General features: G+C 48.7%; 24 protein-coding genes. 15 read left to right on the forward strand and 9 right to left on the reverse strand.

Annotated elements, in window-relative coordinates; translation table 11 throughout:
• Positions 1-130: 130 nt before the first annotated feature.
• From proC to ACZ45B_RS10240, 6 genes are all read left to right on the forward strand, one after another.
• A complete protein-coding gene (gene proC, locus ACZ45B_RS10215) occupies positions 131-940 on the forward strand; it encodes a pyrroline-5-carboxylate reductase (protein WP_024546182.1) in 810 nt (269 codons plus the stop codon).
• Complete coding sequence (gene cofH / locus ACZ45B_RS10220; RefSeq protein ID WP_024546181.1) at positions 940-2,100, forward strand: 7,8-didemethyl-8-hydroxy-5-deazariboflavin synthase subunit CofH; 1,161 nt, start codon at positions 940-942, stop codon at positions 2,098-2,100. Before proC ends, cofH begins: the two co-directional genes overlap by 1 nt.
• A gap of 60 nt (positions 2,101-2,160) precedes the next feature.
• A complete protein-coding gene (ccsB, locus tag ACZ45B_RS10225) occupies positions 2,161-3,168 on the forward strand; it encodes a c-type cytochrome biogenesis protein CcsB (protein ID WP_024546180.1) in 1,008 nt (335 codons plus the stop codon).
• Between the two features lie 146 nt (positions 3,169-3,314).
• On the forward strand, positions 3,315-5,123 hold the full coding sequence (locus ACZ45B_RS10230) for a KGK domain-containing protein (RefSeq protein ID WP_024546179.1): 1,809 nt from the start codon (positions 3,315-3,317) through the stop codon (positions 5,121-5,123).
• Between the two features lie 94 nt (positions 5,124-5,217).
• On the forward strand, positions 5,218-6,192 hold the full coding sequence (gene tilS / locus ACZ45B_RS10235) for a tRNA lysidine(34) synthetase TilS (RefSeq protein ID WP_024546178.1): 975 nt from the start codon (positions 5,218-5,220) through the stop codon (positions 6,190-6,192).
• Positions 6,193-6,485: 293 nt separating this feature from the next.
• On the forward strand, positions 6,486-7,256 hold the full coding sequence (locus ACZ45B_RS10240; protein ID WP_024546177.1) for an RNA polymerase sigma factor SigF: 771 nt from the start codon (positions 6,486-6,488) through the stop codon (positions 7,254-7,256).
• Between the two features lie 12 nt (positions 7,257-7,268).
• On the opposite strand, the gene ACZ45B_RS10245 is transcribed toward ACZ45B_RS10240, so the two are convergent.
• The 6 genes from ACZ45B_RS10245 to ACZ45B_RS10270 form a co-directional block, all read right to left on the reverse strand.
• A complete protein-coding gene (locus tag ACZ45B_RS10245; protein ID WP_024546176.1) occupies positions 7,269-8,246 on the reverse strand; it encodes a DnaJ C-terminal domain-containing protein in 978 nt (325 codons plus the stop codon).
• A 108-nt stretch (positions 8,247-8,354) separates the two neighbouring features.
• Entirely contained in the window at positions 8,355-10,589 is a 2,235-nt protein-coding gene (locus ACZ45B_RS10250; RefSeq protein WP_024546175.1) for a PBP1A family penicillin-binding protein, read from the reverse strand.
• 200 nt (positions 10,590-10,789) lie between these two features.
• Complete coding sequence (locus ACZ45B_RS10255; protein ID WP_012307538.1) at positions 10,790-10,993, reverse strand: phycobilisome linker polypeptide; 204 nt, start codon at positions 10,991-10,993, stop codon at positions 10,790-10,792.
• A gap of 223 nt (positions 10,994-11,216) precedes the next feature.
• Positions 11,217-11,702 carry an allophycocyanin subunit beta gene (gene apcB / locus ACZ45B_RS10260; protein WP_012307539.1) on the reverse strand — a complete coding sequence of 162 codons (486 nt, stop codon included), beginning with the start codon at positions 11,700-11,702 and terminating at the stop codon, positions 11,217-11,219.
• A gap of 83 nt (positions 11,703-11,785) precedes the next feature.
• The gene (locus ACZ45B_RS10265; RefSeq protein WP_024546174.1) at positions 11,786-12,271 is read right to left on the reverse strand and encodes an allophycocyanin subunit alpha; all 486 of its coding nucleotides are present in this window, start codon (positions 12,269-12,271) and stop codon (positions 11,786-11,788) included.
• Between the two features lie 455 nt (positions 12,272-12,726).
• Positions 12,727-13,626: a DUF72 domain-containing protein gene (locus tag ACZ45B_RS10270; RefSeq protein WP_024546173.1), complete on the reverse strand. Its 900-nt coding sequence runs from the start codon at positions 13,624-13,626 to the stop codon at positions 12,727-12,729.
• Positions 13,627-13,861: 235 nt separating this feature from the next.
• On the opposite strand from ACZ45B_RS10270, the gene ACZ45B_RS10275 reads away from it, so the two are divergent.
• The 4 genes from ACZ45B_RS10275 to crtB all read left to right on the forward strand — a co-directional run bounded on the left by ACZ45B_RS10275 (position 13,862) and on the right by crtB (position 17,810).
• Positions 13,862-14,041: an NblA/ycf18 family protein gene (locus ACZ45B_RS10275; protein ID WP_012307543.1), complete on the forward strand. Its 180-nt coding sequence runs from the start codon at positions 13,862-13,864 to the stop codon at positions 14,039-14,041.
• A gap of 226 nt (positions 14,042-14,267) precedes the next feature.
• Positions 14,268-15,140, forward strand: coding sequence for a universal stress protein (locus tag ACZ45B_RS10280; protein WP_024546171.1), 873 nt, complete (start codon positions 14,268-14,270; stop codon positions 15,138-15,140).
• Positions 15,141-15,317: 177 nt separating this feature from the next.
• Positions 15,318-16,733, forward strand: coding sequence for a 15-cis-phytoene desaturase (gene pds, locus ACZ45B_RS10285; protein WP_024546170.1), 1,416 nt, complete (start codon positions 15,318-15,320; stop codon positions 16,731-16,733).
• Positions 16,734-16,868: 135 nt separating this feature from the next.
• Complete coding sequence (gene crtB, locus ACZ45B_RS10290) at positions 16,869-17,810, forward strand: 15-cis-phytoene synthase CrtB (RefSeq protein WP_024546169.1); 942 nt, start codon at positions 16,869-16,871, stop codon at positions 17,808-17,810.
• Positions 17,811-17,866: 56 nt separating this feature from the next.
• On the opposite strand, the gene ACZ45B_RS10295 is transcribed toward crtB, so the two are convergent.
• Positions 17,867-18,262 (reverse strand): response regulator, encoded by a 396-nt coding sequence (locus ACZ45B_RS10295; RefSeq protein ID WP_024546168.1) that lies wholly within the window; start codon positions 18,260-18,262, stop codon positions 17,867-17,869.
• Between the two features lie 292 nt (positions 18,263-18,554).
• Here ACZ45B_RS10295 and ACZ45B_RS10300 point away from each other — a divergent pair, with 292 nt between their 5' ends.
• On the forward strand, positions 18,555-21,074 hold the full coding sequence (locus ACZ45B_RS10300; protein ID WP_024546167.1) for a DNA gyrase/topoisomerase IV subunit A: 2,520 nt from the start codon (positions 18,555-18,557) through the stop codon (positions 21,072-21,074).
• On the opposite strand, the gene ACZ45B_RS10305 is transcribed toward ACZ45B_RS10300, so the two are convergent.
• On the reverse strand, positions 21,061-21,240 hold the full coding sequence (locus ACZ45B_RS10305) for a hypothetical protein (protein WP_024546166.1): 180 nt from the start codon (positions 21,238-21,240) through the stop codon (positions 21,061-21,063). The two genes, ACZ45B_RS10300 and ACZ45B_RS10305, sit on opposite strands and share 14 nt — an antisense overlap.
• Before the next feature lie 136 nt (positions 21,241-21,376).
• Here ACZ45B_RS10305 and ACZ45B_RS10310 point away from each other — a divergent pair, with 136 nt between their 5' ends.
• From ACZ45B_RS10310 to cysH, 4 genes are all read left to right on the forward strand, one after another.
• Positions 21,377-22,168 carry an ABC transporter permease gene (locus ACZ45B_RS10310; RefSeq protein WP_024546165.1) on the forward strand — a complete coding sequence of 264 codons (792 nt, stop codon included), beginning with the start codon at positions 21,377-21,379 and terminating at the stop codon, positions 22,166-22,168.
• A gap of 106 nt (positions 22,169-22,274) precedes the next feature.
• A complete protein-coding gene (psb34, locus tag ACZ45B_RS10315) occupies positions 22,275-22,448 on the forward strand; it encodes a photosystem II assembly protein Psb34 (RefSeq protein WP_148293431.1) in 174 nt (57 codons plus the stop codon).
• Between the two features lie 188 nt (positions 22,449-22,636).
• Positions 22,637-23,533, forward strand: a complete 897-nt coding sequence (gene trhO, locus ACZ45B_RS10320; protein ID WP_024546164.1) for an oxygen-dependent tRNA uridine(34) hydroxylase TrhO — start codon at positions 22,637-22,639, stop codon at positions 23,531-23,533.
• A gap of 273 nt (positions 23,534-23,806) precedes the next feature.
• Positions 23,807-24,556 carry a phosphoadenosine phosphosulfate reductase gene (gene cysH / locus ACZ45B_RS10325; RefSeq protein WP_201766585.1) on the forward strand — a complete coding sequence of 250 codons (750 nt, stop codon included), beginning with the start codon at positions 23,807-23,809 and terminating at the stop codon, positions 24,554-24,556.
• Positions 24,557-24,687: 131 nt separating this feature from the next.
• On the opposite strand, the gene rplI is transcribed toward cysH, so the two are convergent.
• Complete coding sequence (gene rplI / locus ACZ45B_RS10330; RefSeq protein WP_024546162.1) at positions 24,688-25,146, reverse strand: 50S ribosomal protein L9; 459 nt, start codon at positions 25,144-25,146, stop codon at positions 24,688-24,690.
• Between the last annotated feature and the right edge of the window lie 12 nt (positions 25,147-25,158).

Consider the following 25,158-nt stretch of genomic DNA (forward strand, 5'->3'; position numbering starts at 1 on the left):
GACTGTTATGGGGATAGGGATTCTATCCCTAATTTTTTATTTTTAGTGCTGTTTCAGGCGATCGCCATTTGCCTTCATTGAAAAAATCAGTCAAGATAAATGGCGTCATTTCAGGGTGAAGTTCCAAAGCATGACTGTAAAGTTCGGCATGATCGGCGGCGGGGTAATGGGGGAGGCAATTCTCTCGCGACTACTGCAACAGAAAATTTATGCGCCTGCAGAGGTAATTATCAGTGAGCCAATGGCAGAGCGGCGGGATTATCTCCAGCAGGAATATCAGGTACAAGTGACAGCAGATAATGCGCAAGCGGCAAATGTTTCTGGTGTTCTCATGCTGGCGATTAAACCGCAAATTCTCTCGAAGGTGACGACAGAATTACGGCAACAAAATTTACGGGAACGTCCTCTCGTGCTGTCGATTTTGGCAGGAGTAACCCTCGAAACCTTGATGGGCGGATTTAAAGGGTATCCGATCATTCGCGCCATGCCCAATACGCCGGCGGTGGTGGGCCAAGGCATGACGGCGATCGCCCCCAGTGAGTCGGTTTCTCTGGTGCAGGTTGAACTGGCGAAAACCATTTTCGAGGCCGTCGGTCAGGTGGTGGAAGTGCCGGAATCCCTAATGGATGCAGTGACGGGACTTTCGGGTTCTGGCCCAGCGTTCGTGGCGTTAATGGTGGAAGCCCTCGCCGATGGCGGCGTGTTGGCAGGTTTACCGCGCAATATTGCCCAACAATTGGCTTTGCAAACGGTGAAAGGTACAGCGGAATTATTACAGGATTCGGGTTTACATCCCGCTCAGTTGAAGGATCGCGTCACTAGTCCAGGGGGAACAACGATCGCCGGCGTGGCCACCCTCGAAGCCCATGGTTTTCGGTCGGCGGTGATGGAAGCGGTGAATTCCGCGAAGGAACGGTCGGAAGAGTTAGGACAAACATAATGAAACTCGCGCAGGTGCTAGAAAAGGCGATCGCCCTCGAAGATTTAACGGTTGCAGAGGGGATTTTTCTGCTGGCGCAAACTCAACCGTCGGAACTGGAGGAGATTCGCTCGGCGGCGGATCAATTGCGGAAAAAATTGTGCGGCGATCGCGTGTCCTATGTGGTGAACCGGAACCTCAATTTTACGAATATCTGCGAGCAGCATTGTCATTTCTGCGCGTTTCGGCGGGATGAGGGCGATGAAGGCGCATTTTGGCTGGATAATGCCCAACTTCATGAAAAAGCGGCGGATGCGCTGGCAAGGGGAGCAACGGAACTTTGTATGCAGGGGGGCTTGAACCCAGGGGCGAAAATTAATGGGCGATCGCTGGATTACTATCTCGATTTGGTGCAGTCTCTCAAAAGCGCGTTTCCGAGTTTGCATATCCACGCCTTTTCGCCGCAGGAAATTGAATTTATCGCCCGTCAAGATGGGATCAGTTTTGCAGAGGTGATTATCGCGTTAAAAGATGCTGGCGTAGGATCGCTCCCTGGGACAGCGGCAGAAGTTTTAGACGATCAGATTCGGCGGCAAATTTGTCCAGAGAAATTAAACACGGCGACTTGGTTAGAAATTGTTAGTACAGCGCACCGCTTGGGTTTGCATACCACTAGCACGATGCTTTGCGGACATTTAGAAACGCCTCGTCAACAGATTGAACATTTCGATCAACTGCGATCGCTACAACAAAAAGCCATTGAAAATGACTATCCTGCGCGAATCACAGAATTTATTTTGCTGCCCTTCGTCGGACAAGATGCTCCGGCAGTGTTGCGTAAAAAAGTAGGACGAGATCAGCCAGACTTAGCCAAAACCCTGCATTTAACCGCTGTTTCCCGTTTATTTTTTGGTCAATGGATTTTCAATCATCAGCCCAGTTGGGTCAAACTCGGTTTATCCGGCGCGACAGAAGCTTTGCTGTGGGGTTGTAACGATTTGGGGGGAACCCTGATGGAAGAACACATTACATCGATGGCAGGGGCGCAGGGCGGAACTTGTTTAACCGTGGCAGAATTACGGGGGGCGATCGCCAGTCTTGGGCGAATTCCAGTGGAGCGAAACACTTTGTACGAAAAGCTTAATAGCCCATTCGGTAGCACAGCCCTTATGATCAGTTAGATAATTATTTAAACCTTTAAAAATCCTTTTACACCCGCAAAATTCTAGGAGAACCACAACATGGATTTGGTCGCACTCCAAAGCCTTTTAGATAACACCTCATTTCTCGTCCTCTTCCTGACGATGCTCATCTACTGGGGGGGAGCCGCCTTTCCGAATCTGCCCATTCTTTCCAGCCTTGGCACAATCGGCATGGCGATCGCCAATCTCTGTATGGCAACCCTCCTCGGTGCGCGTTGGCTAGAAGCCGGATATTTTCCCTTAAGCAATCTTTACGAATCCCTCTTTTTCCTCGCTTGGGGGGTCACAACCATGCACCTCGTCGCCGAATGGATGAGCCGGAGCCGTTGGGTTGGCGTAATCACAGCCCCCGTCGCGATGGGAATTACTGCTTTTGCAGCCCTGACCTTACCCGCCGAAATGCAAAATTCTGCGCCCCTTGTGCCAGCCCTTAAATCCAATTGGCTGATGATGCACGTGAGCGTCATGATGATTAGCTATTCAGCGTTGATGGTGGGTTCACTGTTGGCGATCGCCTTCCTGATCGTCACCAAAGGGCAAAAAGTTGAATTACGCGGCAGTTCCGTGGGCAATGGCTCCTACCGTCTGCGTAAAAATAGCGAACCCGAAACCGTACCGAACGTTAATGCCGTTGCCTTCCAAAAACCTAGCTTTGAGGGCAATACCGCCGTTCTTACCCAACCTAACCTCGAAAACCTTACCACCACAAGCCTCAGCCCCCAGATGTTGAGCCTTGCTGATACCCTCGATAACATCAGTTACCGGATCATCGGTTTGGGTTTCCCTCTTTTGACCATTGGCATCATCGCCGGCGCTGTCTGGGCAAATGAAGCCTGGGGTTCCTACTGGAGTTGGGACCCCAAAGAGACCTGGGCCATGATTACTTGGCTCGTGTTTGCCGCCTACCTCCATGCCCGCATCACCAGAGGCTGGCAAGGCCGACAACCCGCCATTATTGCTGCCGCTGGATTTTTTGTGGTGTGGATTTGTTACCTAGGTGTCAATATTTTGGGTAAAGGATTGCACTCCTACGGATGGTTTTTCTAAAAATCCGTAAATTTTAAAAAGAAAAAGACATTTCCGTAGGAAAAGCGCGATTACAATAAGGCAGAAGGATTGAATCTAAACCAATCCGCCCAAACGCTCCTTCAGCTTCATGACCTAATTACTATCGACACTGTGGGGAAATAATCGTGAGCAAAAACTTTCAACCATTGAGCAGCGGTGAGGTGCTGTCGATTGACAGTGGATCTCACTTCGTGATTGGCCATAGCACCTTTCGCGTTGATGAATTTACTGCGGCCCTCAAGCAGCTTCTATTAGAACAAGGTCTAGGGGGCATTACTGACGAAACCATTGATTGGGTCACTGACGATGGGATTGAGTGTGATGTACTGCGGTTTGGTGCTTCCGGATGGGTGAAAGGAAAGGTTAGATTACACCTCGAATTTGCCGAAGAAGGTGATGAGGCAAGTGCTGACCCAAAGCCTAAGGCAGCTACTGATGTTCTTCTGTCGGTAGCTGCCCATGAGATTGCCAGTCCGACGACATCGACAGTAGAGTCTGCGGTAACACCTGCAGAACTAGATGAATGGGACCTGGATTTTGACGAAGAACTCAGCTTAGATCTAGATGATTCTGAGGCGGCATCGAATGAGCTTTCTTTGCCTGACATGGGGTTGTCTCAACCAAAGGCCTTCACCAGAACCCTCGACGATTCCAGTGATTTTAATTTAGCAACATCAAGCCCAGAGGTCGCTGCTAATTTAGCTGAGACTGATAATTCTGAAGACTTTGAGGCTTTTTTTGAAGATGAATCTGAAGTGGCAACTCCAGCAGCCGAAATAGAGGCTGATTTTGATGCTGAAACAGATGATCTCAATGATTTATTCGGGGAAGAGGATGCTGATTTTGATGTCTTGGTAGCGGCAGAATCGGCGACAGCGGCAGTGGAATCAACGGATGATTTAGACAGTCTCTTCAACGAAGAGATGTCTAGCTTTGATGGCATCTTTGATGAGTTGCCAGAAGAAGCGATCGCCCCACCAGAACCAACAGATATTGCCATGGACTTCGAGGAAAATCATCCCGAACCATCCGTGGCGCCTCTCGAAGACATCGACGTACCAGCACCACTTGGGAAAGAGACGATTATCTCCCACGACACCCTAGTTCAACCTGATGAAACGTCCCTCGAAGAACTATTTGGTGAAGCGCCATCCGCTGAGCCCAGCGATCCGCCAGTACAGGCAGAAAACGCCTTAGCGTCTGACATGGAGGACGAAGCTCTTTTCGATGAAGATATCTCCCTCGATGAGATTGACGCAGAGATCTCCGATGAGCATCTTGAAGATCTATTTGAAGCAGAAAATGAACTGACTGAAGACCTATTCGGCACCTCAGATCCGGAAGAAGACTTATTCGGCAATCCTGATGCTGAGGATAACCTCAGTGAATTTGAGTTGGATTTAGACCTAGAAGATCTCCCTGACGATGACGATGAACCCACGGCAATTACTACTGAAGTGTTCGACCTAGAAGAAGAGGAGTCTTTAGATGAACTCTTTGAAGCTGAAGCAGCAAACACCAGTGCTGAAGATGTTTTTGATTCTTTGCTAGAAGACGGTTCTGCGAATACTTTTGACGATTTAGAGGATTTAGATTTAGACTTCCCTGAAGTCAGTAGTAATCCCTTTGGAGACCTTGGCGAGACTTCCACATTACCCGATAGCGGTTCCCTTGATACGCTCGACAATACGGAAGACCCCTTTGCTACTTTTACGGCAGAAGAAGAGGCAACTATTGACGAACTGTCGGGAGAACTGGGTTTATCCCTCGAAGAGAACGATCAGACTTTTGATGATGTAGATGAAGATGATTTAGGCTTTGACGATTTGTTTGAGGAGACAGAAACACCAAAAACAGAGTCCCAAAGTCCGTCATCTAAGGCAGAAGATCTCGGAGAATTCATCAACGTGACGATGTTCCGGAAAAAGCAGTAAATCCACTGCACTTCTCGGGATAGACAATCTCTACAGATGTGCGCTCCCCATCAATCTTTCTAGATGCCTCATTTAGTAACTAAGGAAGCTAGTGATGACCTGGAGTGCTTTACATGGACGGCTACATCGTCAACTCAAAATATCTGGGTTGTTACCACCGGGAAAAACCTTGGTATTAGCGATTTCTGGGGGCCAAGACTCCCTTTGTTTAGGGCGACTTCTCCTGGATTTACAACCCCACTGGCAGTGGTCTTTGGCGATCGCCCACTGTGACCATGGTTGGCCGGGGGATCATCAAATTGCGACTCAGGTGGCAACACTTGCGGCCCAGTGGCAAGTGCCCTTTTATCTCTGTCGTCCTGAGGTTCCTTTGCCAGAAACAGAAAATGCCGCTCGCCAATGGCGCTATGGAGTGCTTGGGGATCTGACGGAGCAGCTACGGGGACAATACGTAGTAACCGGCCATACCCAAAGCGACCGTGCGGAAACGTTGATTTATAATCTTGCGCGGGGGGCAGGCACAGCAGGTATGGGGAGTTTAAACGCAGTACGCCCTCTCAAAGCAGATGTCACTTTAGTACGGCCTTTATTGGGGATTACACGCCAAGAAACGGCAGATTTTTGTCAAAAATTCCATCTCCCTGTTTGCCCTGACCCCTACAATCATCAGCTTCGTTTTAAGCGCAATCAAGTGCGTCAGCAGGTGTTGCCCAAGCTCCGAGAACTTAATACCCGAGTTGATAAACACCTTGCCCAAACGGCCTTAATTCTTCAGGCAGAAAATGACTACCTAGAGGCGATCGCCCAGCAGCATCTCCAGCAAACCCTCAATGGCCAAAACCATCTCCACCGCCCCCCTTTACAACCACTCCACCTTGCCCTTCAAAGGCGGATTGTCCGGCAATTTCTCCAACAGATACTCCCGAAAATGCCGACCTTCTCCCAAATTACTGATACGGTGCGATTGATTGATGGCGCCAATGGCGATCGCCTGGGTAGCTTTCCAGGGAATATTCAATTACAAGTTGTCGGTCATTGGATTATTCCCATCCAAATACCCCATCAATAAAACTACGGAGAAAATTAAATTATTCAATCAATAAAGATTAATGTATTGTCAGTATTTTTACGGATATTTCAGCTGAATTACCTAGAAAACAATAAACTTTAATAAAAATCACTACTACTTTTGATATAACTATGCCAATATTATTGTGATAAATAGCCTAGGCTTTTATTAGAACCTACTAAACCTAGTTTTCCCTAAAGTTCAGTTTTAATATCTGATTCAATCCCCTGAATTTATGTGGAAAACATTAGTCGATATACCTTTGATTTGGCCGAACAATCATGGAACCAATGATGACCACTAAAGTCGGTGACAATATCAAATTTAAGACCATAGAACTTTTCCAGCAATATCAAAAGTCAAAAGATATTAAGGTTCGCAATCAAATCGTCAACCTCAACATTGGCCTAGTCAGAAAGGAAGCCCATCACTGGTCAAAGCAATGTAACGAAGCTTTTGATGATCTGATGCAAGTGGGCAGCCTCGGACTCCTCCGGGCGATCGAACGCTTCACCCTAGAGCGGGGGAATGCCTTTAGTTCCTTTGCCAGTCCCTATATCCGGGGAGAAATTCAGCATTATCTACGCGACAAAAGTGCGACTGTTCGTATCCCCCGACGGATTCTCCAGTTGCGGCAGCAGTCAAATGCTTTTATCCGCGCGTTCCGCCAAGTCCATAATCGTCAACCTTCCGTCGTTGAAATCGCCAGCCATCTCGAAATTTCTGTTGCAGAGTGGCAAGCGATCCATTTGGCTTACCAAAACCGTGACCCAGTGAGCCTAGATGTGGCGATCTCTGCCGACCAGGGTGAGAACACCAGCTTAGGGGATCTCGTCCCCGACCCTGGCTACAAAAGCTTCCAGTTAGCTATCGAAGACCAAATTCGCATCCAACAGGGCCTTGCACAGCTAGAAGAACATACTCGTAAGGTGCTGGAATTTGTTTTTCTCCACGATTTGACCCAGAAAGAAGCGGCAGAGCTTCTCGGGGTGAGTGTTATTACCGTTTCTCGCCATGTAAAAAAAGGCATTAGCGCCCTCAAAAAGATTCTTGGGAGCGATTAAAGCGACTAAATATTAAAGATGAATATTTCTGAGGTGATCGCGGGGTTTAAACTGATTTAAAGTCCGCAGTTTTTCATAGCAGTCTTTTTCCGCATCACTAGGATGCGCCGGAACAACAATTTCAATTTTTACCAGTTGATCTGTGCGACTACCTTTAGATTGCGGCCAGCCTTTGCCCCGGAGGCGGAGTGATTGGCCCCCTTTAATCCCAGCCGGAATTTTCATCGTCACCATTCCATCAGGAGTCGGCACATCCACCGCCGCACCGAGGACTGCTTCATCGGGAGTAATCGGTAAAGTGCAGGTGAGATTCACCCCTTCAAATTGGAAAAAATCATGGGGCTGCAGCTCGACGATTAGGTACAAATCCCCCCGTTGCCCCCCCATTGCTCCAGGGTTTCCTTTGCCTTTAACACGAATTTTATTGCCTTGGGTCACTCCGGCTGGAATTTTGACAGTAATATTGTCCGTACCTAAAATGAGGCGCTTTTCGACACCCCGAAACGCTTCAGAAAAGGTGAGTTGGAGCTTGGCCTCTCGATTTGCCCCTTGGGGAGATCCCCCTTGGCCTGTATTAAACCCAAAATCACTGTATGGAGTACTGCCTCCCCGTGATCCAGGGCCAGCACTAGCGCGGCCTAATAATTCATTGATAAATTCGTCAAAACTACCAAAATTGCCAAAATCAAAATTACTGAAGTTATTAAAATCAACGTTGACTCCGGAGCCATAGGGATTACCGGTGCTCCGGCCGACCTGTTGCCAATATTGACCAAATTGGTCATACTTTTGTCGCTTTTCCGGATCGGAAAGGACTTCATAGGCTTCACTAATTTCTTTGAATTTTGCTTCAGCTGCTTGATCCCCAGGGTTACGGTCGGGATGATATTGTAGGGCGAGCTTGCGGAATTTTTTCTTAATTTCGTCGGCAGAGGCACTTTTACTAACCCCGAGAATGGAATAGTAATCTTTGAAATCAGTTGCTGCCATCGAAATCAAGCCTCCTTGCGGGGGTCATTATTGACTACACCATAGAATAGCAAATTGCCTTTGAGAATTTGGGTTGGTTTTCCCCCTGCAGATTGCCAGATCTCCGTATCAAAGGACTTCACGCATGTAAGCGCCCCAGAGTTTGGCTGCATTGCTACTGCCGCCACGGGTGGGACTATTGTCGTCGTTCCCAAGCCAAACGGCTGTGACGAGGTCCCGGGAGGGGAGATAGCCGACAAACCAAAGATCGACATTACGATTGGTTGTGCCTGTTTTTCCGGCTTCATCGAGCCCAAGGCGTGCCGCCGAGCCAGTCCCCCCCTGGATAACGCCCTGGAGCATGCCTGTCATGGTGCGGGCAGTATTGCGACTAATGACTTGTTCTCGGTGGAGGTCGACGCGATTGTTGAAGTCGTAAAGGAGGTAGCAGCTTTCGATGGTTTCGCCGCTACAGTCGCTACTATCAAAAATGCGCCGAATGGCATGGGGCTTGTTCCAGGTGCCGTCATTGGCAAAGGTGGCATAGGCACCCGCCATTTCTAGGACAGAGACTTCACTTTCTCCCAAAATCAAACCGGGAGAGGCGGCTAGAGATGATTCGACGCCGAGTTTTTGGGCAAAGCTAATCACTTGATCTAACCCTACAGATTGGGCGATGCGTAAGGCGATCGCATTTTCCGATTGAGCCATCCCCCGGAACATGTCGGCGCTGGTCGTACTGGTGCGTTCACAGCCGCGATATTGTTGGCCTTGCCAACTGAGGGGAGCACAGGAAAAAGCGGTATAAGGAGAGATTCCCTGTTCCAGCGCAACCCCATAGCCAAAGACCTTAAAGGTTGAGCCAGGTTGGCGCTTGGCCTGGACGGCACGGTTAAATTGACTTTCGGCATAATCTTTGCCGCCCACCATGGCTAAAATTTCTCCCGTTGTACTGTCGAGGGTGGCGATCGCCCCCTGGGAAAATCCCACCTGAGCTCCATCTTGCTCAATAGACGCTTTTAAAGATGCCGCCGCCTTTTGTTGCATCCCAATATCTAGACCCGTCTCAATATACAGATTTCCCAACTTGAGAGCATCTTCTCCTAATAATTCCGTTAATTCCTGTTGAACATAACCATAAAAATAAGGCGCTGCATTATTTGATAAAGAACGGCGCGCTTCTTCACTCAAACGATCTTCAATAGGGGTTAACTTTGCCTGACGCTGTTCTTGATCCGTGATCATCCCCAATTTATGCATCCGATCAATTACTAAGTTGCGCTGCTCCCGTGACTTATCCGGATCTACGATGGGATTAAACGCATTGGGAGCCGGGAGCATGGCAATTAAAGTAGCTGCTTCCACCAGGTCTAAATCCCGAGCTGACTTATCAAAATAGAACTGCGCCGCATCCTCAAAGCCCGATTGGCCAACCCCTAGATAAACCTTATTGAGATACAGTAAGAGAATTTCATCTTTACTAAAGAAGGTCTCCATTTTCAGGGCTACAATAATTTCGCGGAGTTTTCGACCAGCGCTTTTATCTCGCCCAACCTCTACAAAAAGACTGCGGGCAACCTGTTGGGTGATTGTACTCGCCCCTTGGGTCGCACTCCCCCGTGAAAGAGCTACCCTTACGGCACGGGCAATCCCAATCGGGTCAATGCCAGGATGCCAATAAAAGCGCGCATCCTCAGAAGCCATTAATCCATTTCTTAAATAGGGTGAAAATTCCTCCAGTCGTTGGATTTCTCGGTGACTATCGGTGGTGACAGGATTAATCGCCGTTTCTCCATCCCCTGCAAAGATCACCACAGGGCCAGTCACCCCAGAAGGCAGAGGGTTCAGCGGATATTTTGTCCATTGCCAAAGAAGAAAAAGTGTGAGTAAACCCACAAATCCACCAGTACCCCACAGGCCGTAGCGGATGACTTTAACCCAGAGAGGGGCTTCGTAGCGATAGGTCAAGCGAGCAGCCTGGGCTAAGTCCGGTGGAGCTAGGTGAATCACATCACCGTTACGGAGAGAAAAATGTTTGACTTTACGCCGATTGATGTAGATACCGTTAGAGGATCCTTCGTCATGGATCTGATAATGGCGCGGGTTATGAGGATCTTTGCTGAGAGAAAAATGTTTGGCACTGACAGTTTCATTGCGGATGGTAATATCCTGACTGGAGCTGCGACCGCCAGTATGGCGATCGCCAATTAACGGAAAAGGTTGTGTCTGGCCTTCAATGTGCAGTTCTGGGACCCGAGCACCAGGCTTGAGCGTATGTTGCCCAAAATGAACCATCGTATTGAAAGCTTGGGTAACCATTTGTCCCAGTTGAGTTTTTGGCGGTTGGGAATTTGGTTGGGTCATCACAGATATTGCCCCAGAAATGCACTGTAAAAATACAAGATCTAGGGTAGTCAATTTTCACCCTAATTTAGATCCTGTTACCTATTCGCAAACTGAATTTACGGCTAAATGCCTTGCCCCAAGGCTAAATTTCCAAAAAAATAAGAGGTCGTTAGTCGACCTCCCCAAGTCCACACCCCAAATAATGGGATTTTTAATCTCTAAGTCAAACCAGTGTTGGTACCAGGCTTTCCAGTTGCAAGCTGCACCTTGACAATTTTGCCACCCATTTTCATGATGCGCTGCTGCTCGCGGAACCAGTTGTCATAGGGGACGAGCTTAGTGAAATAAGTGTTTTGTAATTCCCGCTGTGTCCGAATTCGGCTTTGGCTCGGTACACAGGCTGTGATTTTAAACATCCGCATGGCTTAAACGGTCTCCTTAAAAAGTTATTGAACCCAGTCGCTTATCTGAAAGAGTTTTATTATCAAAGCTGATATAGCAAAGTTCGGAAGCTGCAACACAAACCCTAGATCTTTAAAACTCATACAACGAAATTGTAAAAGCTTATTAAGAGCTAGACAGTGAGCGCATACCTCCGAACTCATTTAGGTGACTACACCATTTGCATCTGACAGATGCGAAGCATTAGCTTAAGCCAGAGCAGATGTAGTCGAAGTAAACACCCATTTCGCGGCCAGCATCGGCACCGACAAGACCAGCAGTGACTTCTTTCATTGCTTGGATTGCTTGAACGGTAGAACCAACGGGTACACCGAGGGAGTTGTAAGTTTCTTTCAAACCGTTGAGTACACGCTCATCGAGAATGGAAGGATCGCCAGCAAGCATTGCGTAGGTTGCGTAGCGGAGATAGTAGTCGAGGTCACGGATACAAGCAGCGTAACGACGAGTGGTGTACATGTTTCCACCAGGACGGGTTACGTCGGAGTACAACAGGGACTTAGCAACCGCTTCTTTGACGATCGCTGCAGCGTTAGCACTGATGGTGCTAGCGGCACGAACACGGAGAGCACCAGTTGTGAAATAAGCTTTGAGCTTATCCATTGCACTGCCATCAAGGTATTTACCTTGGACGTCAGCAGAGTTGATTACAGAAGTAATTGCGTCTTGCATTTTTATAGTTCCTTATCTTAGTAGGTCTTAACGAAGTTCCAGAGGGCAAAATTACCATGGAGAGAGTGAATCAAAAAATTTGATTACTCCATCGCTCCGATGACATAGTCAAAGTAAGCACCAGCTTCAGCTGCATCGTCGCCAGACATCATGCCAGTCGCAACAGCTTTCATCTCACGAACTGACTGGGCAACTGCGTCTACGGGAGTTCCCAAAGACTTGTACATTTCGCGAACGCCAACAAGACCGATTTCTTCGATAGGAGTTACATCACCAGCAACGACACCATAGGTGATCAGGCGGAGATAGTAGTCCATGTCACGGAGACAGGTTGCGGTCATTTCTTCGCCGTAAGCGTTACCACCGGGAGAAACAACGTCAGGGCGCTTTTGGAACAGGGCGTCGCCAGCTGCTTTGATGATGCGCTCGCGAGAACCAGTGAGGGTTTCAGCAATCCGAAGACGGCTTTCACCAGAAGTAACAAAAGCTTTGATGCGATCGAGTTCACCGGGGCTGAGGTAACGAGCTTCAGCGTCGGCATTCACGATGGATTTCGTGACGATACTCATCTATGGATTCCTCCTCTAGATATGAGACTAAATAAAGTAAATAATTACCAGATTTTAGATTTAAACTGGTTTTTTATCAAATTAATGCTGGCTTTCTTTAATTTGCTTTATATTGCTCAAATTAAAACCAACATCTTGGGTGTGTGAAGCCTTTAAGCATCCGGACTACTATCTCGCGTTGATTGGAGATTTAAGCCGACACTGCTTGAGGTTTTCCTACAACCGTCCGCAAATATTTTGCGTTACTGTGTCACCTCTCTCTGTTGTTTCGTAACAGTTTTTAACATCTGCGAGGCCTAGGGGTCTTAGGGGTTTAGTGCCAATAGCAGAAATTCAGCCTAAGGAATTTTCTCAGGTGACAGGGACTTTGCTGAAAGAAAGCGCGACCCATAGGACAGGTAACAGGGAGGTAAATGTAGTTCATCAATGGTGGTTGGGTTGCCTATACCCAGATGTTAGAAGAGGCTGAGTTGTTCTGGCACTGGGGCGATCGCCCCAGGATTGACTTCACGGCTTACCTGCCAAGGAAGAGGCGGCACAGGGCAGTTGGTCTGTTGCAACATCGTCTGGAAATAGAGGGCATGGTCTGGGGAATGGTCTTCAATGGGGCAGTGCATGAAGAAATAGATGGAATGGCCAGCGCTATACCATTGCTGGATCTGCTGGCACCACTGTTCGAAGTAGGGTTGATTGGAAGGGCGATGGGGGTGGCTGATAAAGCGCACGATTGCCTTCCCATTAGTGACTACGGGAATGAGTGGTAATTGAGGTTTACGGCGTTGGGAGTGGGCTTGGGGATCGTCGATACAGTTGTAAATAGGACGGGTGTCTAACAAAACCCTGGTGATGTCATGTTGAGATAAGACTGCATTTAAAGCCGCGTGGTGAGGCGCTTGGAACCAGTCACGGTGGCGAACTTCCACGCCAAGGGGGATCTCTGCGGCAGTGAGAGTAAGTAGAAATGCCTGTAAATCATCGAGATATTTCGGGGAATAGTAAGGGGGAAGCTGGGCAAAGATACAACCTAGGCGATCGCCCAACGACGCAACTCGTTCGATGAATGCTTGGGCCTCTCCCAAGTGGGCCATCAAGGGGCCTTTGTGGGTCACTGCCTGGGGAAATTTTAAACAAAAGCGAAATTCGGGGGGCGTCTGCTCCCGCCAACGTTGCACTGTTTCTGCCGCCGGTACAGCATAAAAAGTCGTGTTCCCTTCAACGGCATGGAGGCGATCGCCATAGAGCTGTAAAAAATTTTTTCCCTGACTCCCCGGCGGATAAAAATTTCCCAACCACCCCCGGTATGACCAAACCGCACAACCTAAACGGAACTCCTGACTAGGGCTATTGCTTTTCATGTTGTACCGAATCAATCCCCTGAAAACCCAATTTTATCCAGAAATCTCAATAAACAAGTATTTTTACTCATTGCTTTGTTCATTTTGAGCACTTTTTCCCAAAAAAAACGTCAAAATATAGCAAAAGCAGACTTGTCAATAATTGTTTACAATATGTAACAAGCCATCTGGTAAATTGCCCTCAACTATTTAAGAGCAATCACCCCTAAACAATTGACGACCCAGGAGATGAATGATGTTTCCAACGAACAATGAACTTTCACTAGAACAGCAATTCAGTCTGCGTTCTTTTGAAAATCAGGTCCAACAGATGAATCGAGAGCAAGCCCTAGAGCACCTCGTGAAACTCTATGAGCAAATGCTGTCCCGCGAAAACATGTACAAAGAGGTGATCAAGCACCAATGGGGGCTGTAATCGGAAACGTTTCCTTGACTAATTACAGCAATATCATTTGAGTGCATCGGATAATTTTTCACTAGTCTCCTTCTCCAGCTTGATTCTGTCGATATCATCCTAGGGATGTGGGGGTAGCCGAAAAATTCTTTTCAGTTTATCTGGGTACGGTTCAACTCCCCACAAAGAGAAGTGTTACCGTAAAGAAAATTTTGATTTTTGCCCACCGTTTCTTGCACCCATTGCCATGTTCCACAGCGCCCTAATCTGTACCGATTTCTCCGATGGTCTAGATCGCCTTACTGAACGCATTACAGACCTGGTACAGGGAGGTCTCTCCCGGATTGTTTTCTTTCATAGCGTACCCCTGTGGACAGAAGGCAATATCCCTCGCATTGACAAAGAAAAGGTGGCTGCAGCGCAAACCCAGCTTTCTAAAGCATTAATCCAAGTACCTCCTGGGGTGGATGTAAAGGTAGAGGTAGTTTCTGGAAATGCCCTGGATAATATTCCCCAGGTGATTGAACGTTACCAGTGTGATGTGATTTTAATGGGGACGCCAATTAAGAGCTTACTCCAAGAAAAAATGTTTGGCAGTACCAGCATGGGTTTAATGAAATCCAAGAAGAAGCCAGTCATGATCCTCCGTCCTCAGGTAGTCTCGACTTACACCCGTGAAGAATTAGCGCTCCGTTGCCAACATTTATGGCGATATCTCCTGCTTCCCTACAATGGCAGTGATGAGGCGAAATATTTGGTAAAGCAGATTAAAAACCTCGTGCAAGAAGCGCCGGAAGGGGCGATCGCCTGTTGTCTCCTCCTGTCAGTTCTTGATGACGGGGGCGTCCAGCGGATGCAGATTGATTATCTCCAGCGAGAAGCAGAAACAAACTTAGCGGCGGTCAAAGCAGAATTAGAGAGCATCGGTTTGCAAGTACAAACGGCCGTTAAAATTGGCAACCCACTCACCGAAACTCTTAAAGTAGCTGCCCAAGAGGATATTAGTGCGATCGCCATTGCCAGCAAACCACGCAACCAACTTTTAGAATTGACAGTACATAGCTATGCCAGTGATCTATTGCATCGCAGTTGGTTCCCGACCCTCTTTTTCCCCATCTAGGGCTTCATAAACCCCATCCATTTGTCATAGGGCGATCGCCACCCGCCTCTATCACATAGGGATTTTCTGAGAGATCCCAGGGTTTTCCCCAGAAAAACTCAAATGTAACGAATTGCAAAGTATAATGAACGATATTAATTTTTAGTTGTCGTTCGTTAGAGTAGGAAGCCCTTCACCATGCGAGTTGCGATCGCCGGAGCCGGATTAGCAGGTTTGTCCTGTGCCAAATACCTTGTGGATGCGGGGCATACGCCCATTGTCCTCGAAAGACGAGACGTCCTCGGCGGTAAGGTAGCCGCATGGCAAGACGAAGATGGCGACTGGTATGAAACTGGTTTGCACATTTTTTTTGGGGCCTATCCCAATATGTTGCAGCTCTTCAAAGAACTCGACATTGAAGATCGACTCCAATGGAAAGAGCACACAATGATCTTCAATCAGCCCGATGCCCCCGGCACTTACTCTCGCTTTGATTTCCCCGACTTGCCCGCCCCCATCAACGGCGTCTTCGCGATTCTCCGCAACAACGACATGCTCACCTGGGAAGAAAAGATCAAGTTTGGGATTGGCCTCATCCCAGCGATGGTCCAGGGGCAAAAATACGTCGAAGACATGGACAAATACTCCTGGTCCGAATGGATGAAAAAACAGGGTATCCCCGAGCGCGTTGAAAAAGAAGTCTTTATTGCCATGTCCAAGGCATTGAATTTCATTAACCCTGATGAAATCTCCGCCACAATCCTTCTCACGGCCCTCAACCGCTTCCTCCAGGAAAAGAACGGCTCCAAGATGGCTTTCCTTGATGGTTCTCCCACCGAGCGACTCTGTCAGCCGATTGTGGATTACATTACCGAGCGGGGCGGCGAAGTCCATCTCAATCGACCTTTAAAAGAAATTCAACTCAACGAAGACGGTTCCGTGAAGGGTTTTCTCCTACGCGGCTTGAATGGCGCAGAAGATGAATTTTTCACAGCTGATGCTTACGTTTCAGCGATGCCCGTCGATCCCCTCAAGGTGATGCTGCCTCAACCTTGGAAAGAACAGGAATTCTTCAAAAAGCTCGATGGCTTAGAGGGAGTCCCGGTGATCAACCTGCACATGTGGTTTGACCGCAAACTGACCGAGGTTGATCACCTCCTATTCTCGCGGTCGCCCCTGTTGAGTGTTTACGCTGACATGAGCAATACCTGCCGGGGTTATTACAGCGATAAATCCATGCTCGAGCTGGTACTAGCACCGGCCAAAGACTGGATTAGTAAATCTGACGAAGAGATCATCGCCGCCACCATGGCAGAACTTGAAAAACTCTTCCCTGACGATTTTACAGGAGATAACCAAACTAAACTCCTCAAGTACCATGTGGTCAAAACTCCCCGTTCTGTCTACAAATCCGTCCCAGGCTGCCAAGACTTCCGTCCTTCCCAGGACACCCCCATCCCCAACTTTTTTCTGACTGGGGACTACACAATGCAGCGCTACCTCGCCAGCATGGAAGGAGCCGTACTATCCGGGAAACTCACTGCCCAAGCCGTCGCCAAGGCTGCTGAAACGACCCTTGCTGACCAGGCCACCACTGTTTCCATTGCCGCATAACGCCAGCTTTTGGGAAACTTCTTGACAGAATTAAGATTAATTTCCCATTTGACTCGTACAATGCGACAATCATGATGGTTTTTTTGCCCACGGGGAGCCCCGGAAACGACTCCCCAGACACTTCGCCCGCAACGCATGCTGCAATTGTCTAGACTTCAACCTCCCCCAAAAACCGCCTCATCTTTAATCTCCTGCGAAGAGGCCTATGAGTATTGCCGTGCCATTACGGCAATGTATTCTAAGACCTTCTACCTGGGCACATTGCTGATGCCCAAGGAAAAGCGCGAGGCAATTTGGGCAATTTATGTCTGGTGTCGCCGCACTGATGAGCTGGTTGACGGGCCGGAAGCGGTAAACACGACCCCAGAGACCCTAGACCAATGGGAACAGGATCTCGAATCGGTGTTTGCGGGACAGCCGATCGCCGACCCAGATGTCGCTTTGGTCGATAGCTTAAATCGATTTCCTTTAGATATTCAGCCCTTCCGGGACATGATTGCGGGCCAGCGGATGGATCTCTATCGCAGTCGCTATGAAACCTTTGAAGACTTGGAACTGTACTGCTACCGGGTTGCTGGTACTGTCGGCTTGATGTCTGGGGCAGTCATGGGACTCGATCAAAACCGCAGCCCTGCGCCTTGGAATTGTCAAACACAGTCCCAGACGCCCACCGAGGAGGCGATTGCCCTCGGCATTGCCAACCAGTTAACCAACATTCTGCGGGATGTGGGGGAAGACCGGGGGCGGGGCCGTATTTATCTGCCCCTCGAAGACCTGGAAACTTTTAATTATTCAGAGAAAGAGCTGTTTGCGGGGGTCATTGACGAACGGTGGCGATCGCTCATGAAGTTTCAGATTCAGCGTGCCCGCCATTACTATGAAATCGCCGAGCGGGGCATCCGCGCTCTCCACCCCGACGCCCGCTGGCCCGTCTGGTCAGCTTTGATGCTGTATCAAGGCATCCTTGATGTCATCGAAAAAAATGACTACGACGTTTTTAATAGACGCGCCTACGTGCCTACCGCCAAAAAAATGGTCTATCTCCCCGTTGCCCTGCTGCGCTCCCAGGTACTGTAAGACCCAACAAACCAAGCATTGAGCCCCCAGATTCAGGGAGATGGTGAGCTCTGGGTCTAAGCCTTGAGCAGTCGGCGAATTTGCCCCAGGAAATCATCGTAGTCCACGACGGGCTTAGAGATATAACCGTCTGCCCCACTTTTAGCCAGGAAAGTTTCGCGATCGCCTTGCATCGCATGGGCTGTGACAAGAATTATCGGAATATCTTGGGTTTCAGGATTCGCCCTAAGGATTTGGGTAATCCGAATCCCGTCCACCAGTTCCCCCTGATACATACTGGCCGTCAGAGAGACGTCCATCATGACCACATCAACTTTCCCGGTCGCCACAAGGGTGATAATTTCTGTCACATCCTCAGAGCAGATCACCTCAAAATTGCCCCGTTTGCGTAAAATCGTGCTAAAAACACGTACATTAATCGGGTCATCTTCAACTATTAATACCGTTGCCATAGATACTCTGGATGTTTGGGGCAGGTGTCAAAATTAACCGTAATACTCTACCAATATCAAGTTTTTTTTGAATCCAGCAACGATAATACATTACTTCTGAAGGCGGAGGGGTAGGGCGATCGCCACCCCGGTCATTTAGCTTTTTTACAAAATAGACTAAAACAGTTGATCAAGGCAAAAAAACCTGCCATTGAGCGGAAAATCCCCTATGTCCCTTGTAAAGGTTGAAGCATCGACAGTATATTCCTTGAGAACAGACTCACCCACTATTGTCCCACCAGCATAAGATTCCATGGCACAACAACTCGATCTACTCCAGTCCGGCAACATCATTCCAACCGCTCTCCATGTGGAAATGGAACAGTCCTACCTGGAATATGCGATGAGCGTTATTGTCGGTCGGGCCTTACCAGACGTGCGAGATGGCTTAAAACCTGTACATCGGCGAATTTTGTATGCAATGTATGAGCTGGGTCTGAGTCCAGATCGACCCTACCGAAAATGCGCTCGGGTAGTGGGAGATGTCCTCGGGAAATATCACCCCCATGGTGATCAGTCTGTTTACGATGCCCTCGTGCGCTTGGTTCAGGATTTTTCGACCCGCTATCCCCTCTTGGCTGGCCATGGCAATTTTGGCTCTATTGATAATGATCCGCCAGCGGCGATGCGCTACACCGAAACGCGATTGTCTCCCATTGGTTTCGAGGCGATGCTTGACCAAATCGGGGAAGAGACGGTTGATTTTACCGACAATTTTGACGGCTCCCAACAGGAACCAGTGGTCTTACCTGTACAGTTGCCGATTTTATTACTCAATGGCTCTTCTGGTATCGCCGTGGGGATGGCAACCAATATGCCACCCCATAACCTAGGCGAAGTGGTAGATGGCCTGATCGCTTTGATTGACCATCCCGAAATTGCAGAGGAAAAGCTCTGGGATATGATTCCTGCGCCGGATTTTCCGACAGGGGGCGAAATTGTTGACCTGGAGGGGGTGCGAGAAACCTACCGCACCGGGCGCGGCATTATCCCAATGCGGGGGATTGTCCATTTAGAAGTGCTCCAGGTGGGCAAGAAGCGGAAACGGGATGTGAATGCTCTAGTGGTCACAGAGCTGCCCTACCAAGTGAATAAGGCGGGCTGGATTGAGAAGCTGGCAGATTTGGTGAATGATGGCAAAATTGTCGGGATTTCGGATATTCGTGATGAGAGCGATCGCCAAGGCATGCGGGTGGTCATCGAGCTCAAGCGGGATGCAGAACCAGAGAAACTGCTAAAAGTGCTCTACAAAAAAACAGCATTGCAGTCAAATTTTGGGGCAATTTTGCTGTCATTAGTGGACAATCAGCCCCGCCAGCTATCTTTAAAGGAAATTTTGCAAGCATTTCTCAAATTCCGAGAAGAAACCCTAACACGTCAATACCGGCACGAACTGACCCAAAAGGAAACCCGTCAACATTCGGTGGATGGCCTGTTACTCGCCCTCAACAATTTAGATGTAGTCATTGAGATTTTGCGTCATGCGGCGGATGGCACAACAGCGAAGCGGCAGTTTCAGAGTGAGCTGGGCCTCAGTGAAGATCAAGCCGATGCAATCTTAGGGATGCCGATGCGACGGTTAACGGGCCTGGAGCGTCAAAAGCTAGAACAGGAGTCGCAGGAACTGGCAGGCGAGATTGCAAAATTGCATCAATTGTTGGGCGATCGCCACGAATTATTTAAAGCCCTAAAGCGAGAATTGCGCAGCCTCAAGCGTAAATTTGCCGACCCCCGCCGCACCCGTTTGCCCGATCTGAAAATGGCGAAGCCGCAACCCGTTTCCCCCCATACCACCCCAGAGACCCAACCAGAAGCGCTTCCTAAAAAACAACGACAGCCCCGCAAGGAGGCAGAAGCCACTCTGACTCTCTTGCCCCAACTCACGGCAACCTCCCATGTGGCGATTACCGCCTCGGGGGAAGTTTATTGGGGGAATGATGATGCTGGGCTTTTGGCTGAGGAACCGAGTATTTTCAAAGCCCAATTGGGCAAAAAAGATAATTTAATTGTTTGCACTGACCAAGGAAAAGCCTTTCCGGTGGCGATCGCCGATTTACCCTACCAAGAGCAGCGAGACAAACCCCAATTAGTCGATTTATTACCAGATCATGCCCTACGGGATAATCACCGACCCATCACCCAATTTTTACTGCCGGATAATTTAGGGACCTATGATTTGCTACTCCTCACAGCCCAGGGACGCATTAAGCGTCTCCCCGCCATAGAGTTAGAGGGATTCACCAGTCGTGGGTTGAGCCTAATTAAGCTCAAGGACAAAGACAGTCTCAAATTTGCCTGTTTTGTCCAGCCAGGCGATCGCGTGGCGATCGCCGTCAGCAGTGGCCGGGTTCTATATCTCCCTGTCAATGACCAAGAAATCCCTGTGATGGGCCGCACTTCCCAAGGTAATCAGGGACTGCGACTACGTTTCAGCGAAAAAATTGTCGCCTGTATCCCCTGTCAGCGGGAAAGTGAAATTTATCTCCTTTCCGAAGAAGGCTATGGCAAAAGATTAGCGGCCCATAGCTTGAGGCTCGGCAAACAAGGGGATATGGGCAACCATGTAATGCGCTTTGAATCAAAAACAGATTTATTGCTGAGCTTGTTTGTTGCTGGGGAACAGGACGCGCTGCTGGTCAAAGATTCCCAGGGCAAGCTTGAATCAGTTGCCTTAACTAAATTCCCGTTGGCAGAAAAGGATAGCCCCGGCCAAAAGGTGCTGAAATTAGCGGGGGGCGATCGCCTCACTATTTGTCATCTCAGTGGGATCTAACCGCCATGAAAAAGAGGGGATAAATTTCCCCTCCGTGGTTATCACCTTTGAGCTTATTTTTAAGCATTTGATTGCGTTTTTTCAGTTGTCGCTGCCGGGCAGAACCGCCTTTTCCTTTGTCATTGCGACCCCGACGGCGGGGGCTTTCCCAACTTTTGATGCGCATTGCCGCCTCCTTGGATGACTGAGCTTCTATATATTCTGACGATAGCACAATTATTTACGGTGCTCGGAATTTTTGGGATGCTCAAAAATCAGAACTTTCCGCCTATGATGAAAATCACGTTGTCCCGTGGGAGCCTATGTTGCGATCGCTTTGCCGAAAAGCCCTGATTTTACTGACGACTTACTACGCCTACATGGTGGAGTATCGGGCTGAATTATTTTTCTGGGTACTGAATTCCTCGCTGCCAATCATTCTCTTAGGGGTCTGGACCGAAGCCTCCCAGCAGGTGGAGTTACCCCTATCGGCGATCGACTTTGCCCGCTACTTTATCGCTGTCTTTTTTATCCGTCAACTGACCCTAGTGTGGGTCATCTGGGAATTTGAAAAAGAAGTATCCCAAGGAAAATTATCCTTCGCGCTGCTCCAACCCATCGACCCAGTCTGGCGACATTTTGCCAGCCATGTGGCCGAGCGCTTTGCCCGTCTCCCCTTTAGCATTGCCCTTGTCTTTCTCTTTTTTCTTCTCTATCCCGACGCCTTTTGGGTTCCTAGTGTCACCCAAATCTTTTTTTGTATTTTGACGGCGGCGATCGCCTTTTGTCTGCGCTTCCTCTTGCAGTACACCTTTGCTATGACCGCTTTTTGGGTAGAGCGAGCGAGTGCGATCGAACAAATCTGGTTTTTGTTTTATATCTTTCTTTCTGGCTACATCGCCCCCCTCGAGACCTTTCCGCCCCTCATGAAAGAAATTGCCCTGCTGACGCCCTTTCCCTATGTGGTTTATTTTCCGGCGGCAATCCTGATGGGGCTTCCTGTCCGCCTCGTTGAAGGGTTTATCGTGATGGGAGTGTGGAGTCTCATTTTCTATGGCCTAAACCGCTACTTTTGGCGCAAAGGCCTGAAGCACTACTCCGGTATGGGAGCCTAAGAAACTTAACTTTTGTTGAGTTTTGTTGATATCGATAAAGCCAGATTCCTATGATGATCGCAACCCCTAGCAGGTTAACAATTGACGACATTATAAGGAGCTATTAATGCGCTATCTAGAAGATGAAGACGGCAAGCTAAATAACTTTGCCATGGAGCCCAAAATGTACCAAGCAGAGCCTAAAACGGGTGACGACCAGAAAAATTTGCTGATTTTGGGTATTTTAGGTGGAGCATTAGTGGTGGCCTTGATTGGGGTGACTTTCCTAATTTCCAACTAGAAAACGTGGCACCCCAGGTGTAATATTTCAGATCCGACTCTGGCTGGTGTCGGTCTTTACTACCTGCCTCATCCCAAGGCTGAAAAATGATGCTCCCATTGTCCCAGGGCATATCGCCGCCAGAGAAAGATAAAAGCACAAAGACACAGGCTAAAATAGGGTCTGCCATTTGTAAGCCCCTGAATGAAATGAACGATTTTGTTGTCATTACCTTTTACAAATTTTTTGACTTTCCCGACTACAAAGAGCGGCAACAATCTATTTTTCATTTCGCCGAAAGCCAAGGCATTATCGGCACAATTCTCCTGGCCCATGAGGGGATTAATGCGACCATTGCAGGCACCCAAACGGCCCTCGATGCTATGGTCGATTTTCTCCATCGAGACGATCGCCTCGCAGATTTGATTTACAAAGTTTCTTTGGCTCCGAAGCAACCTTTTAAGCGCTTGAAGGTCAAACTCAAGCGAGAAATTGTCACCCTCGGTCAGCCCAATGTTGACCCGAGTAGTATTGTGGGCACTTACATCGACCCCAAAGATTGGAACAAGTTAATTCAAGATCCTGAGGTGATCCTCATCGATACCCGAAATGATTACGAAGTGGGTATCGGCACATTCCAGGGGGCGATCAACCCCCGGACGAAAACTTTCCGAGAATTTCCTGAATATGTCGCCCAAAATCTAGACCCGGAGAAGCATTCCAAGGTGGCGATGTTCTGCACCGGGGGTATTCGTTGTGAAAAAGCCACTGCCTATCTGCTCGACCAAGGGTTCCAAGAGGTTTATCACCTTAAGGGGGGAATTTTGAAATATCTTGAAGAAATTCCTGTTGAAGCCAGTCTCTGGGAGGGGGAATGCTTTGTTTTTGATGAACGAGTGACCGTAAAGCATGGCCTCGAAACAGGCCAATATGAGCTGTGTTATGCCTGCGGCCACCCCATTGACGAGGAAGATAAAGCTTCTAATACTTATGAGATTGGTATTTCTTGTCCCTATTGTATTGAAGCGCTTACCCCCGAACGGCGATCGCGTTTCGAGGCAAAATGGCAGCAGCGACAGCAGATGAGGGCTCACCAAGCCAGTTAGGTCGTCAAGGAATCCACAGCAGAATTGGGGAACTTCTCGACTACAATGGGGCTAATTCACTGTCAGCATTCATGATTTAAGCGACGCAAATTGTTAATTGTTCGGCCATTACCTTGATTTGAGACTAGGCGATCGCCAGCAATTAGCGCTGAAATGACTAATCACCTTATATTCACCTGCAAAAGTATGCCACAACTGCATCTTTCCCACTCGACCCCCCGCGAACAAACTGCAAATGCCCAAGGAGCAACGATGCCAATGGGAGATGCAAACATGGGTGGAATGATGCCGGATTTAGATTTGGCGAGTGTGAATGAAACCTTAATGAAGGCCACAGCGGCAGAAGTGGTTCAATGGGCGGCGAAAACCTTCTCTGAAGGACTGATCATGAGTACCAGTTTTGGCATTCAGTCAGCGGTAATGCTCCATTTGGTCACCCAAATCATTCCTGATATTCCCATCGTCTGGATTGACACAGGCTATCTTCCTGAAGCCACCTACCGTTTTGCAGAGGAGTTGAGCGATCGCCTCCATCTCAATCTCAAAGTTTATCAATCCCCCCTCAGCCCCGCTCGGATGGAAGCCCTTTACGGCAAACTCTGGGAACAAGAAGATGTAGAAGCATTTAATCGCTATGACTACATCCGCAAAGTTGAACCCATGCAACGGGCTCTCCAGGAGCTTCAGGCCAAAGCTTGGTTAGCTGGACTCCGTAAAGGTCAAACTGATCATCGCCAAACTCTCGGTTATGTAGCCAAGCAGGGCAAACAATATAAAGTTCACCCGATTCTGACCTGGACTGCTAAGGATGTCTATGAGTACCTAATGACCCATGATTTGCCCTACCATCCCTACTTTGATAAAGGGTATGTCACTGTGGGAGATTGGCATTCTAGTCGCCCCCTCATGGCAGGGGATGAAAGCGAGCGCGATACCCGTTTCCGGGGCCTCAAACAGGAATGCGGCCTCCATTTGCCCAGTACCTCAGAGGAAGCCCAGAGCTTAGATTCTAGTGGTCTTTAGGCAGTTATTTGCACAATTCCCCATAACAGAGTCCACGGTAAGACATTGTTGATGGGAAAAACCCGACACAAAAAAGAGCGGCCCAAATTTGAGCCGCTCTTTGGCATTATTAAAAGATTTAGGCGTGTTTCCTAGAGGGAAATAACGTCGAACTGAACTGTTGCCGTCACTTCTGGGTGGAGTTTGACCTGGGCCTCATAGGTGCCAGTTTTGCCAATTTCAGGCAGGGTGATGCCACGGCGATCGACTTCTTGACCAGCTCTTTCTTTGATAGCATCAGCGATATCTTGGGTGGTGACGGTCCCGAAAATTTGGTTTTCTTCACCTACCTGCTTGCGGATGATCAGCTTGCCAACGGTCTTGAGGGCTACTTTACGTCCTTCAGCCTCTTGGAGCTCAGCCAACAGCCGTTGACGTTCTTTTTCGCGGCGTTGTTCAACTTGACGCAGAATGCCGGGGGTGGCAAGGGAGGCAATGCCTTGGGGGAGAAGGTAGTTGCGGGCGTAGCCGGGAGCAACTTCAACGAGGTCACCGTTGTTGCCTAGCTTGCGCACGTCCTGCTTGAGGACTACCTGTAAACGCTTACTCATAATATTGACAGA

Source organism: Picosynechococcus sp. NKBG15041c (assembly GCF_055380235.1).